Origin of the sequence: Paenibacillus sp. SYP-B3998, from assembly GCF_010820665.1 — a bacterium.
Taxonomy (GTDB): domain Bacteria; phylum Bacillota; class Bacilli; order Paenibacillales; family NBRC-103111; genus Paenibacillus_E.
Genome location: NZ_JAAIKC010000009.1, coordinates 99,685 through 112,691, shown reverse-complemented (window position 1 = coordinate 112,691; position 13,007 = coordinate 99,685). Strand labels below are relative to the sequence as shown.

The following is a 13,007-nucleotide window of genomic DNA, read 5'->3' as shown; positions in this document are numbered from 1 at the left end:
CGTTGATACCTTTCTCAAACACTTGGCCCTATGAGATTATAATGAAGGACGTCTATGTGGCGGAATGTCCCTTTTGCCATAGCTCCAATGTGCTGTTACCACTCAAAATCCGCGAACTGACATCCATTCACGAAGGCATGAAAAAACTGCTAGTGTTTCCTTGCTGTTACAATAAGCTAACACTCGTCGATACAGACCGCGATTATTTATTAGCGGACTGCCCTATACGAAAGAAATAATCGTAGCTTACGGGCTAAGGAGTAGAGAAAGCCCCTATGAATGAATATCTCATTCCTCTAACAAGCGCATGTACGTTAGTCACCCTAAACTACATCGCGATAAAGGTGCGCGGCAAGATGCTCATTGAGTCGTATGAGCACCTTCTCGCGCCTCTGCTTACGGGTTTGGCGAGCATCATTATGATGCTCGAACCACTTCCCCAAACACTTGGCTTGATTGATTTACGATCCTTGCCGATGTTTATGGCAGGCTTGCGTTACGGACTTCCTGTAGCATTACTATCCACTATACTCCCTGCTGGCTACAGTTTTATCCTCCATGAAAACCATGGCATCTTCATTGTTGCCCAAGATCTTATAGCGCCTGCATTACTTAGTTCTTTGTTTCATAATAAAGAATACCGGAATGGTTTCTTGGACATTCCTATTCGTCATGGCCTACAAATATGCACCCTTGTGTTCATCGTGCGATTGGTTACCCACGCCTACCAAGCCCATAGTCTCTCCTTGGAATACGCCGCGGACCAGTTGTTTATGCTTTTTATCATGATGGCTGCGTTCATCCTCATTGTTGCGATGGTCAATGATGAAAATAAGAACTGGCGGCTTCAACGACAACTAGAGCTTCAAGCGAATCAAGATGGATTAACTCACTTGCCTAACTTGCGTAGCTTTATCTCAATAGCCAGCAATGCGATGCGAAAGCGCAAGGTATCTATTATGATGATTGACATCGATAACTTCAAGCTATATAACGATTACTATGGACATTTGGAAGGCGACCAGCTGCTTCGGGATATTGCCAGTGTGCTGAGGCATCACATCAATGAACAGGATTACGTTGCTCGTTATGGTGGCGAAGAATTCGTACTTCTGAGCACAGAGATCGATCCTTTACAACTTGCTGTGTATGCTGAGCGACTTTGCACGTCTGTAGCCGACCGCTTTCTCGATAAGTCTAACCCCAACAATAAACCATCAATTACCATCTCAATAGGAATCTCTATCACACAAACGCCGCAGGCAGAGCTGCAGCATATCATCTCTGAAGCTGACTACGCACTGTATGAATCCAAACATAATGGTAAAAACCGTTTCACTTTTTACAACGGTGCTAACATGGATAATCAAAAATGAACGCTTATTAGTTCTGGGTACAAGCTCGCATCCCAAAATTGATAAGCGTTCATTTTCATTTATGTAGCCTTTTTCATTTCTTCAGGTAATTCCAATCGAGAGGCCAACATATCCTCTCTTGTGACCATCCACTGTTCACGACTTGCTCGTATCATACTCGCATCCATGATCTTACGATCATTAATTATACGAGAAAACCACTTTACCGCTTCCTGATAATTACTCAACCTACGATTCAACTCACCTATAAGATACATTAAGCGGGCGTTATTGATATCCGTTCCTTCGGTCTCATAGACACTCACATAAGCATCAAGCGCAAAATTCAGAAACCGCTTCTCCTGCTCCCAATTGTTGCAATCGCGATACAGCCACGCGATATGATGAAGGAGTCCAGCCACAAGCCTCGGCTTTTCCTCCTTAATCTGCGCACTGAGCAAAGCAAGCTTATAGCTTTGCAGCGCAACTTCCCACGTGCGGTCCTCGCAATAATTACGCATGCTCCAGTTCTTCGCCACTCTAGAACTGAACATTTCCTTCTGCGCAGGCTTCCATTTATCAGAGAAGTTCTCCGTGTGCGCGTATCCACAGAAGGGGCAAATTCGCACGATATAATAATCAGGATTGATATCCTTGTAATATAAGCAGAAGTCGGCGTCCGTTTTAAACGCTTTCTTGAAGCTGGGGCGAACTTTCTTCGTCTTATAAATGCCAGTACAATATGTGCAGGTCACCGATATATCGTATAAAGGTTCAAACATGATGAAACCCCACCTTATGTAAGAAGTAGTTAGTGTAGGTGTATAGAACTAGTCCGTTTCAGGCGTGTTCACAAAGTGATAAGCGGAACCTTTCAATCTTTCTAATAGAAAATCTCGAAGATCCTTAGGTAAGCCTACTTCCTCCATTGCCTCTGCCATGCAACTAAGCCATGCATCTGCGCGCTCCACTGTAATTGGAAACGGCATGTGCCTTGCCCTCATCATGGGATGCCCATAGTGATCGGAATATAAGGAAGGTCCGCCAAAAAATTGGCTTAGGAACAAGCTCTGCTTTTCAATAACAGGTGTAATATCTGAAGGAAACAATGGCGCCAGCAATGGGTTTTTCTGCACTTTCGGATAAAAGGCATCCACAACTCGGCGAACCGCCTCGGCTCCCCCCATTAATTCAAATAACGTAGTGCGAGCACTGTCTGTCATGCTGCATATCCCCTCTAACTGCGTTCACTTTTAGTAGTTTTCTAAATCCTCTTCAGCCGCGTTCATTAATGTTTCTCGAATGACAAACACAAAAGCACATACGAGGAAACCAGCAATCACACCAGTCATAAGAATCACTCCCGCTGCAAGGATATAAGAACTTAACTTAGTTCTATTTTACCATAAAAATAAATAGTGAACAGTACCAAAGACCAAGTTTTTCGGGACGGCATGTATGTCCACCCCTTTTCATATAGTGAAAGAAGGAGGTGTCCCCTGCTATGCCGAAACGAAACTTTACCACGGCTTTATTAAACGTTTTCGTTATTGTTGCGATCTTCATTTGTTTGTTTCTTTTCCCTGATGACGGTTTGAACGCTGCCTTGCGCGGTGTTTCTATTTGGTGGGATGTTTTGTTTCCCGCGTTATTCCCTTTTTTCGTTATCTCTGAAGTGCTGCTCGGCTTCGGGATCGTTCATTTCTTCGGAACGCTGCTCGATCCGATGATGCGCCCCGTTTTTCGCATCCCAGGCATCGGAGGCTTCGTCATGGCGATGGGATTTGCCGCTGGTTACCCCGTTGGCGCCAGATTAACTTCCCAGCTCTGGGATCAGAAGCTGGTGAATAGAGAAGAAGGTGAACGACTGGTCGCGTTCACTACAAGCTCCGATCCGATTTTCCTAATTGGAGCGGTCTCAATCGGTTTTTTCCATGATGCGTCGCTAGCCATTATCCTCGCTATTGCCCATTACGGCGGCTCTGTGCTCATTGGGTTAATCATGCGGTTCCACGGCAGGAAGAGCATCCCTACCCTGCATACGGCCCCCAGCAAGGGCTTGATCTGGAAGCGAGCCTTCCATGCGATGCACACAGCTAGGTTGAGCGATGGCCGAGCGATAGGCGCGCTGCTTAGCCAATCGATTCTTCAGTCCCTCAGCTTGATTTTCGTTGTTGGGGGATTGGTTGTTTTCTTTTCCGTTGTATTGGAAGTGTTAACCGCGGCGAAAGCCATGAATCTGATGTATGTCCTCATCCAGTCCATTCTGCAAGTAACAGGTCTCCCCAACGAACTATCGCAGGCAGTCATGAATGGATTGTTCGAAGTAACACTTGGTGTGAAGGCTGCCGGCTCATCTGCTGCCTCACTTGTTCTTTCCAACAAAGTTGCCATCGCTGCTTTTATCCTGTCTTGGGGCGGTCTTTCCGTACATGCTCAAGTCGTAAGCCTCTTAAGCCAGACGAATCTGCGATACTTCCCTTTTGTAACGGCACGTTTTGTACACGCTCTTCTCTCCGCTGCTATTGTGCTCGTATTTTGGCACCCTATGCAGCAATTGCGAGGACAAATGACCGTATTTCTGCCGGAATACAACGCCGCATCTCCCCTGTCAAGCTTTATACAACTCCTGCTACCTGTCAGTGGGATGATTATTCTGACCTCGGTTTCTGTCATTATGCTTCTCTTTTTCGCATACTCCTTTCTTAAACTTATGTATGAAAAGGCTGGTGGAACAAGATAATATGGGTATTCACGAAAATCCAGACAAAGGAAGAGGACACCAAGATATGCAAGCTGCCTTAACGAAAGAAACGAGACCCTTGCCGCAAGCGATCGAGCGTCTGACGGATCTTGCCCACAATCTATGGTTCAGCTGGAACCCAGATGCGTTGAAGCTGTTTGCTCGTATCGATGCATCGTTATGGGAACAATCCGGTCATAACCCTGTGCGATTGCTTCATGACTTAGATGACTCACAGGTAGAAACCCTCGGTAATGATGAATCGTTTCTAACTGCTTATGGTAAAGTAATTTCTCAATTTGACTCGTATATGAGTGAAAGCACATGGTTTCAAAAAAAACACGCTGATCGTAGTTACGTTCAAATTGCCTACTTTTCAGCGGAGTTTGGCTTCCATGAATCTTTGCCTATTTATTCAGGAGGACTCGGCATCCTTGCTGGTGATCACTGTAAATCAGCAAGCGATTTGGGTATTCCTTTAGTAGGCGTAGGTCTTTTATATAAAAAGGGATACTTCACACAGAAAATTGATGCTTCAGGAGGGCAACAAGCTGAATTATTTCAATATGACTTTGCAAAATTACCTATTCAGCCTGTTTGGAAAGATAATCACCCCCTCATTGTATCTATTGATATGCCTGGTCGAACAATTTCTTTACAAGTGTGGAGCGTTCAAGTAGGAAGAACTACCGTCTATTTGTTGGATGCTGACCATGCCGCTAACAATGAAACCGACCGCGAGCTCACTGCTCAGCTATATGGTGGAAATCATGATACACGAATTGCGCAAGAAATCGTGCTCGGTATCGGCGGTGTAAAAGCGCTTCGGGCCATCGGCTATTATCCGAATGTGTATCATATCAATGAAGGCCACGCTGCCTTCCTCACCTTGGAGCGGTTAAAAGAGCTGCTGCATCTTGGCCTTCCTTTCCATGCCGCTATCGAAACGATTCGATCTGCGACAGTGTTTACGACACATACACCTGTACCCGCAGGTCACGATACATTCTCAATCCGTACGCTTGAGCATTATTTAGGTCCATTGCTTCAGGATTTATCTCGCTATAAACAGCAAATTGTTGAGCTCGGTTTAGATCATCATACGGGCCAATTCAATATGACCCACCTTGCCATGCATACAGCAGGACTTCGCAATGGCGTTAGTAAGCTGCATGGGCAAGTTTCTCGTGAGATGTTTCGCGAATTCCATGGCAACATCGATGCTAGCGAGGTACCCATTGACTCGATTACGAATGGCGTACATTTGGACACATGGATAGCGCCCGAATGGAAAGCACTTCTCGATCGCTTTCTCCCTGGATCTTGGCGAGAAGAACAAGCAAATAAGCATCAGTGGCAAGCGGTCGATGTGATTCCTGACGAATCGATTTGGAAGGTTCATATGCAGTTGAAGGAGAAGATGATCGTCTTTGCAAGACGCAACCTGCTTGAGCAGCGCAGACGCAACGGAGAGCCCGAGGCGCGTTTAGAAGAAATCAGGCACTATCTCGATCCCAAAGCGCTGACGATTGGATTCGCTAGAAGATTTGCTACTTATAAGCGAGCTAATTTAATTTTTAACGATGTGTATCGACTTAAAAAGCTCATTAATGATACCGAACGACCCGTGCAATTTATTTTTGCTGGGAAGGCTCATCCCGCTGATCAGCCAGGGCAAGAGCTTATTCGTGAAATCTACCGCGTTTCGCAAAAGAAAGAGTTTCTCGGGAAGATCGTCATTTTAGAAAATTACGACATGAATATGGCTCGCTACTTAGTCCAAGGAGTTGATGTGTGGCTGAATAATCCGCGCAGACCTTTGGAAGCAAGTGGAACTAGCGGCCAAAAGGCCGCGTTGAATGGTATTCTGAATTTCAGTGTGCTGGATGGTTGGTGGGAGGAAGCCTACAATGGGAGCAATGGATGGGCAATCGGATCAGCGGCCGCTGCTGATTGGAATGCTCAGGAAAAAGAGAATACAGAAGCCATTTATCGTATTCTGGAGCAAGAAATCATTCCCCTTTACTACAATCAGGGCTCGCTTCCTCACCAATGGATTAATCGAATGAAGCGTTCAATGGAGTCACTAAGTCCTGTCTATAATACACATCGCATGGTTCAAGACTATACCGAGCTGACTTACCTGCCGACCGCCGATCGAGCTCGTCGTTTCGCGCAAAATGGATACGATGTCGCTACCAAGGTGGCCGATTACAAAAGGTTTATCAGCAGTAATTGGTATCATGTAAAAATAACTGGCATTGATGATCGTTCCGCCAAAACCTCAACCCAACTCCCTGCTGTTCAGGATCAGCAAACTACAAAAGAAATTACAGCAGACATTTTATTCGGTCCTATTTGGCCCTTAGATACAATCGTTGAAACTGTTTACTATTTAGAAAATAGCGGCTCCTGGCAACAAGTTATTGTTCCTATGGACCCCACCGGTGAGCTTATCGATCAAACACAGAAATATACAGCCACGATTCCATCACACCTCGTGCATGGCCCCCACTTCTCCGTACGCGTTCGACCCATTAGTTCAAACTTTGCTCATACCTTCGAACTTCCTCTGGTTACAAGCACTTTAACATGGCAGTAAGGAGCAACTTCTATGACAAAGCCCCGTTTGGGGCTTTTCTTATTTTCTTTTATTGATTATTATGAAAGAAGAAGTCACGTTCTGTTTCACGGTTTATGAATGCAAATCTATCCAATTGGTGATGCTATGGATTGGAATAAAGCGCTAAAACTAGAGTTAATCGCACCAAAGGCCAACTGCCGACTTATTATCGTCGGTGAATCGAAGGATGGACAACCCTTCTGCTATGAAGACCATTTTACAATAGACAAAATCTCCGATTCCTCATTTACGGTCACCTTGGAACTACCAGGCATGTACCCTTTTGAGAAGCTTGAGCACGTGTCTTTTATTGAATTTTCGTTTAAAGACCGGGGCATTTTATATTTTTCCTACGTCGAACTTATTCAACTCGAAATAAAGAAAACGCACTGCTTACTCACGCTCACAATACCAGAAGAGATGCAAAGTTATCAAAGTCGACAATTCAACCGTGCTAAGGTGTCCGTTCGTACACCCATCACGCTACAAATCGTTGGTATTCGTGGGCTATCTTCACACAAAGGGGTTGCATTCTCTGGGCAACTGCTCGATATCAGCGCAGGAGGTCTTTCTTTCATTACAACAAGCAGACTCATTTATCCGTTATTTTTGGAATTAAGCTTCATCCTGCCACACTATCCGCTGCCAATTACCGTCTATGGTAAAATTGTCCGGGTTACCAATTTTAGTAACGAATCCTACAAGGCTGCAGTCGAATTCAGGCATACCCCCGAAACGATCTTGCAGGAAATTGAGAAATACTGTTCAACCGAAACCGTCACCTAATATTTAATTTAGAGTCAATGCTTACGATGCCAGTTTTGCTAAAGCAAAACTCTTAGGAGGAAAAACATTGAAATACAATGTGATTGAACGAGGGGATGAAGTCTCCAAGCAGTTAACGGAGAGGTTCCACACTCTCGCAGCCGCACATGGCATGCCTAGGGACGAAGAAAATCCCGATATCGTCCTTTCGATTGGCGGAGACGGTACGATGCTTCAAGCATTTCATAAATATGTACAGCAGTTAGATCGTATCGCTTTTGTCGGTATCCATACTGGGCACTTGGGCTTTTTTGCCGATTGGAAGCCTAACGAGCTGGACGATCTAGCCGCATTGATGTTTAGTGTTCCAACCCCCGAAGAGCTACGTGCAGTACAGTATCCGCTAGTTGAAATTGAAATCACAACCGAGACAGGTGTCGAAACGCATCTTGCGCTCAATGAGTTCACACTGCGCGGTGTTGAGGTATCCCTTGTAGCGCAACTCGACATAAACGATGAAATGTTCGAAATGTTCCGGGGTGACGGCATCTGCATTTCTTCACCTGCTGGCAGCACAGCTTACAACAAAAGCCTCGGCGGCGCGATGGTGCATCCGTCCCTCGAAGCGATTCAGATTGCAGAAATTGCATCGATCAATAATCGTGTATACCGGACATTGGGATCTTCGATCATTTTACCTAAGCATCATCACTGCGACATTTACCCGAAAGCGCATCAGAACATGCTCCTTTCGCTTGATCATCTGTATATGCAGCGTAATGATGTCGTCTCTATCCGCTGCCGTGTAGCTTCCAATACGAAGGTGAAATTTGCGCGGTTTCGCTCATTCCCATTCTGGAATCGGGTCCGAGAAGCGTTCGTCGGTTATGAATTAAAATAAAAAAAATACTCCCTATTCGCTATTTTAGCGGATAAGGGCGTATTTTTTTAGCTTGCTATGGAACGGACACGCCGCTAGTTTCTGCAGGCGCTGGCTGCTTAGCATTTACTTTTTCAATAATGAAATACGCACAACCGAAATTACAATATTCGTTCATATAATCCTGAAAAGCAGCAATGGAGCTGTCCTTCGTGGCTTTGGGATGATTTTCTTTGAAGAATCCCCTGAGCCTCAACTGGCTATAGCCCCAGTCTCCCACGATATAATCGTAGCGCTCCAACACTTCGCTAAAGCGATCCCGGAACACTTCAAAGTTCCAGCCATTTTTGTGATCAGTCACTAATTCGTAGGTTTTATTTGCGATATGGATCATGTTGTTAGGAAGCTCTCCTTTCTAAGATCCGTCTAAAGTGTTAAGCGTTCGTTGCAGAGGCAGATTGCACCTGCTCATGAGCATGATACGAGCTTCTTACCATTGGGCCTGATTCCACATGCTTGAAGCCTCGCTTCATGCCCTCTTCTTTAAGTACGGCAAACTGCTCTGGCGTGTAATACTTCTTCACGGCTAAGTGCGTTGGCGATGGCTGAAGATACTGACCGATCGTCATAATATCACAATGAATCCCTCGCAAGTCATCCATCGTTTGCAGTAGTTCGTCCCACTCCTCTCCAACGCCAATCATGACGCTGGATTTGGTCGGAATGTTCGGAGCGATTCGCTTGGAACGCTCAAGCAATTCAAGTGAGCGACGATATTTCGCCTTAGATCTCACTCGATCGGACATCCGCTCAACCGTTTCAATATTGTGATTTAGAATGTCCGGCTTCGCCTCCAGAACAGTGACCAGCGAGGCCTCTCGACCAAGAAAGTCAGGAATCAGAACTTCGACGGTGCACATTGGCATTTTACGACGAATTGCTTTGATGGTTTCCGCGAATATCATTGCGCCTCCGTCTTCCAGATCATCGCGGGCAACAGATGTTACGACACAGTGCCTAAGCCCCATTTGAAGGGCAGCATCTGCAACGCGCTCCGGTTCTTGAAGGTCTAGTTCATTCGGGAGTCCCGTTTTGACCGCGCAAAAACGGCAAGCTCTTGTACAAATATCACCCAATATCATAAAAGTTGCCGTGCGATTCGCCCAGCATTCATGTATATTCGGACATTTGGCTTCTTCACAAACCGTATGCAGCGTCTTGGAACGCATCATGGACTTTATTTCTTTGAAATTCTCACCTGTGGTGAGTTTGATTTTGAGCCAATCCGGTTTTCTCTCAAGTGGCTTAGTAGGCACTATAAATCCCGCCTTTATATAGTTTCTCATTGTAGTTATTATAACATGAATGCTTGACAAAACAATCCACTTTGCCTTTCAGTTGTGATACACTTGAACCTAGATGTACCAAAGCAGCTCAGCATATATATAGGCTGTATGGGAGGGAATACAAATGAGCATACAAGAAACTACACGCGACAAGGACAAACGGTTAGGAGAAATCCTTAGAGGAATGGGCCGTGTACTTGTTGCTTTCTCCGGAGGCGTAGACAGTACATTCGTCTTAAAACGCGCGCAGCAGGAGCTTGGCGATCAAGTTTTAGCAGTGACTGCGGCGTCTGAAACCTTCCCTTCACGGGAGTTCGATGCAGCCATTGAGCTTGCTGAACAAATTGGCGTTCCCCTGTTTAAGACTGAGGTCAAAGAGTTGGAGAATGCAAACTTCGTCGCTAACAATCCTGACCGCTGTTATCATTGCAAAACGGGACTTTATTCACATTTGCAGCAGATAGCCAATGAATTAGGCTACCCTTATATTTTAGATGGTTCCAATATGGACGATCTTGGCGATTATCGCCCAGGCCTCCAAGCCAAGAACGAGCAAGGCGTTCGCAGCACCCTGCAAGAGGCCAGTCTGACGAAAGATGAGATCCGACAACTTTCCAAAGAGCTTGGGCTTCGAACATGGAACAAACCTTCATTTGCTTGTTTGTCATCTCGTATTCCTTATGGCACCCAAATAGAGAAATGGAAAATTGATCAATTAGACGAAGGCGAATATTTCTTGTCTCAACTCGGTCTATACCAAGTACGCGTTCGTCACCATGATAAAATTGCCCGCATCGAGGTTATGCCTGATGAAATTCATAAAGTTGTCGAACACCGCGATGCAATCTATGCAAAGTTCAGCAAGCTCGGCTTTGCCTATGTAACGTTAGATTTGCAAGGCTACAGAACCGGCAGTATGAACGAAGTTTTGTCCAAAGAAACCAAAGAAAAAGTGAAAGAAGCATCCTTATGATGGATTTGGAAAAGATATTAAAGCTCGTCCAGACGGGTGACCTGGACGTAGAAGAAGCGAAGCAGCAAATCATCAAGGATGGCATCGGCGCAGGGCCGGGTAACCTTGATCTTGGATTTGCACAGCTAGACATCGAGCGTGAAAAGAGAACGGGCTTCCCCGAGGTTATCTTCGGGGAAGGAAAGACGCCCGAGCAGCTCGAGGTCATTTTCCGGAGGCTCATGGAGCATACCGACCGCGTGCTAGCCACGCGGATCGACGCGGCCAAAGCCGCCCATGTTGTTGCTACCGTGGGAGGGATCACCTACCACGAAACCGCGCGGGCGCTCACTTGGTTCAAGCGCCCGATGCTTAGAGTCCACGACGGCTACATCGCCGTCGTCTGCGCCGGCACCTCCGACCTTCCTGTAGCGGAGGAGGCTGCCCTTACAGCCGAATGCCTCGGCAGCCATGTCGAACGCGTGTTCGATGTTGGCGTAGCTGGCATTCACCGACTGTTCCGCCGGCTGGATCTCATTCGCGGTGCAAACGCGATTGTCATCGTTGCCGGCATGGAAGGCGCGCTCGCCAGCGTCGTCGGCGGACTGGTTTCCAAGCCGATCGTTGCCGTGCCGACTAGCGTCGGTTATGGCGCAAACCTGGCAGGTATTGCGCCGCTCTTGTCGATGCTCAACGCTTGCTCACCAGGTATTTCCGTTGTCAACATCGACAACGGCTTTGGGGCTGGATATTACGCAGGATTAATCAATAAAAATATGTCAAAACGAACGTGAGGTTCCCAGAATGCGAATTTTGTACTTGGATTGCTTCTCCGGCATCAGCGGAGATATGACACTTGGTGCCTTGGTCGATGCTGGAGCAGATCGTGCTTACATAGAAGATGAGCTTACCAAAATCAAGCTTGAGCCCTACCTGTTAGAGTGGAAACGAGTCGTTAAACGCGGGATTTCCGCTCTGAAGCTTGATGTACTACTTGATCCGCAGCACCCTCCGAAGCATCATCGGCACTACTCGGAAATTGTGAAAGTTATCGAATCCGCTGGGTTCAATGAACGTGTTACTGCCCTTAGCTTAGCGATCTTTCAAAAAATAGGCATCGCTGAAGCAAAAATCCATGGAATCCCTGTTGAAAAGGTGCATTTCCATGAGGTTGGAGCCATTGACTCCATCGTTGATATTGTTGGTGTGGCCCTCGCCATCGATTCCCTCCAAATTGAGCGTATTTATGCTTCACCTGTACCACTAGGCTCGGGTACCATTCACATCGATCACGGCATTTACCCAGTACCCGCTCCTGCTACGCTAGAGATGATGCGGGGTGTGCCCATTGCATCAACGAACTATAGTCTGGAACTAACCACTCCAACGGGAGCAGGCATTATTTCTGGTATTGTTGACGAATTCTCCAAGAGCTTTCCACCGATGATCGTTGATACGATAGGCTATGGTGCAGGAACAAGAGATTTGCCTAACCAGCCCAATGTACTGCGCGTCGTCGTCGGCAAAGTCGATCCGTACATCGGCAAATGGCAAGTCACCCATGAACATCTTTCACATGAACATGGGCATCCGCATGCTCACGAAGATCATCACCATCATCATGAGCATGAACATCCTCATACGCACAACCATACACACGAACATGACCGTAATCATGTGAACCGGCATCCACACAGTGAGCATACGCACGATCATGTGGACCATTCGAGCACCGATCCAGTCCCTCAATAGGGCTAATCAAAACGCCTCTTCCTGCAAGTCAGGAGGAGGCGTTTTTTTGACTTTCTATAAATTGTTTTCTCACTTCGTCATACACCTGTTTCAGCGGCACTTGATACTGCTTAGCAACCTGCTCGCACTCTTTGAATTCAGGAGCATACTGCACTAGCTTTTCTTGATGGTAGCCTACCTTCACCTGTAGAGGTCCCCACCGCGTATGCACTTGCTGAAACTCTCTGGCTAACCGATGACAGGACGCATGCAGATAACGGATGCCGAGCGTCGTCGTCTCACTGAAAATAACTTCCTCCACCTTAGTGAGAAGCTCGGCTTCTACCAATACATTGAGCATAATGCCCGGCCTGCCTCTTTTCATAATAATCGGCACAATATAGACATCATTTGCTCCATAATCGAAAAGCTTGTCCATAATGTAAGAAACCCACTCTGGATTCATATCATCCAAATTAGCTTGAATTAATAGCATTTCATGATCGATGTGCTCTTCCCTATGATCAAAACTCACGTTCCCCACCTCAAAAGGAATCATAGCAAAAACGAGCTGTAAACGAAAGATAGGGGATAAATATCACTTGAACGGTA

General features: G+C 46.2%; 14 protein-coding genes. 9 read left to right on the top strand and 5 right to left on the bottom strand.

Going from position 1 to position 13,007, the window contains the following annotated elements; all coding sequences use genetic code 11:
• The first annotated feature begins 2 nt into the window (after window positions 1–2).
• Together GK047_RS29800 and GK047_RS20690 are read left to right on the top strand one after the other, a co-directional pair.
• Complete coding sequence (locus GK047_RS29800) at window positions 3–239, top strand: hypothetical protein (RefSeq protein WP_163951202.1); 237 nt, start codon at window positions 3–5, stop codon at window positions 237–239.
• Window positions 240–275: 36 nt separating this feature from the next.
• Complete coding sequence (locus GK047_RS20690) at window positions 276–1,376, top strand: GGDEF domain-containing protein (RefSeq protein WP_163951197.1); 1,101 nt, start codon at window positions 276–278, stop codon at window positions 1,374–1,376.
• Window positions 1,377–1,435: 59 nt separating this feature from the next.
• On the opposite strand, the gene GK047_RS20685 is transcribed toward GK047_RS20690, so the two are convergent.
• Together GK047_RS20685 and GK047_RS20680 are read right to left on the bottom strand one after the other, a co-directional pair.
• Window positions 1,436–2,137 (bottom strand): DUF2225 domain-containing protein, encoded by a 702-nt coding sequence (locus tag GK047_RS20685; RefSeq protein WP_163951194.1) that lies wholly within the window; start codon window positions 2,135–2,137, stop codon window positions 1,436–1,438.
• Window positions 2,138–2,185: 48 nt separating this feature from the next.
• Window positions 2,186–2,578 carry a globin domain-containing protein gene (locus GK047_RS20680; RefSeq protein WP_163951191.1) on the bottom strand — a complete coding sequence of 131 codons (393 nt, stop codon included), beginning with the start codon at window positions 2,576–2,578 and terminating at the stop codon, window positions 2,186–2,188.
• Window positions 2,579–2,859: 281 nt separating this feature from the next.
• Between GK047_RS20680 and ylbJ the strand changes: the two genes are divergently transcribed.
• From ylbJ to GK047_RS20660, 4 genes are all read left to right on the top strand, one after another.
• Window positions 2,860–4,098, top strand: a complete 1,239-nt coding sequence (gene ylbJ / locus GK047_RS20675) for a sporulation integral membrane protein YlbJ (protein WP_163951188.1) — start codon at window positions 2,860–2,862, stop codon at window positions 4,096–4,098.
• A gap of 1 nt (window position 4,099) precedes the next feature.
• A complete protein-coding gene (glgP, locus tag GK047_RS20670; protein ID WP_240344070.1) occupies window positions 4,100–6,700 on the top strand; it encodes an alpha-glucan family phosphorylase in 2,601 nt (866 codons plus the stop codon).
• Between the two features lie 99 nt (window positions 6,701–6,799).
• The gene (locus GK047_RS20665) at window positions 6,800–7,507 is read left to right on the top strand and encodes a flagellar brake protein (RefSeq protein WP_240344069.1); all 708 of its coding nucleotides are present in this window, start codon (window positions 6,800–6,802) and stop codon (window positions 7,505–7,507) included.
• 67 nt (window positions 7,508–7,574) lie between these two features.
• Entirely contained in the window at window positions 7,575–8,387 is an 813-nt protein-coding gene (locus GK047_RS20660; protein WP_163951184.1) for an NAD kinase, read from the top strand.
• Between the two features lie 55 nt (window positions 8,388–8,442).
• Here the strand turns inward: GK047_RS20660 and GK047_RS20655 are convergent, their stop codons facing one another.
• Window positions 8,443–8,760, bottom strand: a complete 318-nt coding sequence (locus tag GK047_RS20655) for a YutD family protein (protein WP_163951181.1) — start codon at window positions 8,758–8,760, stop codon at window positions 8,443–8,445.
• A 40-nt stretch (window positions 8,761–8,800) separates the two neighbouring features.
• Entirely contained in the window at window positions 8,801–9,682 is an 882-nt protein-coding gene (lipA, locus tag GK047_RS20650; protein ID WP_346010366.1) for a lipoyl synthase, read from the bottom strand.
• 154 nt (window positions 9,683–9,836) lie between these two features.
• Between lipA and larE the strand changes: the two genes are divergently transcribed.
• The 3 genes from larE to larC are packed head-to-tail and all read left to right on the top strand — an operon-like array spanning window position 9,837 to window position 12,416.
• Window positions 9,837–10,685, top strand: a complete 849-nt coding sequence (gene larE / locus GK047_RS20645) for an ATP-dependent sacrificial sulfur transferase LarE (RefSeq protein WP_163951175.1) — start codon at window positions 9,837–9,839, stop codon at window positions 10,683–10,685.
• A complete protein-coding gene (gene larB, locus GK047_RS20640) occupies window positions 10,682–11,458 on the top strand; it encodes a nickel pincer cofactor biosynthesis protein LarB (protein ID WP_163951172.1) in 777 nt (258 codons plus the stop codon). The genes larE and larB overlap by 4 nt, the downstream gene beginning before the upstream one ends.
• Before the next feature lie 10 nt (window positions 11,459–11,468).
• Entirely contained in the window at window positions 11,469–12,416 is a 948-nt protein-coding gene (gene larC, locus GK047_RS20635) for a nickel pincer cofactor biosynthesis protein LarC (protein ID WP_163951169.1), read from the top strand.
• Between the two features lie 28 nt (window positions 12,417–12,444).
• On the opposite strand, the gene larC2 is transcribed toward larC, so the two are convergent.
• Window positions 12,445–12,930: a nickel pincer cofactor biosynthesis protein LarC2 gene (larC2, locus tag GK047_RS20630; protein WP_163951166.1), complete on the bottom strand. Its 486-nt coding sequence runs from the start codon at window positions 12,928–12,930 to the stop codon at window positions 12,445–12,447.
• Between the last annotated feature and the right edge of the window lie 77 nt (window positions 12,931–13,007).

Bases quoted from the DNA above. Each gene is read 5' to 3' on its own strand.
- ylbJ (WP_163951188.1), top strand. From the start codon at position 2,860: ATGCCGAAACGAAACTTTACCACGGCTTTATTAAACGTTTTCGTTATT.
- larC (WP_163951169.1), top strand. From the start codon at position 11,469: ATGCGAATTTTGTACTTGGATTGCTTCTCCGGCATCAGCGGAGATATG.
- GK047_RS20655 (WP_163951181.1), bottom strand. From the start codon at position 8,760: ATGATCCATATCGCAAATAAAACCTACGAATTAGTGACTGATCACAAA.
- GK047_RS20680 (WP_163951191.1), bottom strand. From the start codon at position 2,578: ATGACAGACAGTGCTCGCACTACGTTATTTGAATTAATGGGGGGAGCC.
- glgP (WP_240344070.1), top strand. From the start codon at position 4,100: ATGGGTATTCACGAAAATCCAGACAAAGGAAGAGGACACCAAGATATG.
- GK047_RS20685 (WP_163951194.1), bottom strand. From the start codon at position 2,137: ATGTTTGAACCTTTATACGATATATCGGTGACCTGCACATATTGTACT.
- larE (WP_163951175.1), top strand. From the start codon at position 9,837: ATGAGCATACAAGAAACTACACGCGACAAGGACAAACGGTTAGGAGAA.
- GK047_RS20690 (WP_163951197.1), top strand. From the start codon at position 276: ATGAATGAATATCTCATTCCTCTAACAAGCGCATGTACGTTAGTCACC.
- larB (WP_163951172.1), top strand. From the start codon at position 10,682: ATGATGGATTTGGAAAAGATATTAAAGCTCGTCCAGACGGGTGACCTG.
- GK047_RS20665 (WP_240344069.1), top strand. From the start codon at position 6,800: ATGCAAATCTATCCAATTGGTGATGCTATGGATTGGAATAAAGCGCTA.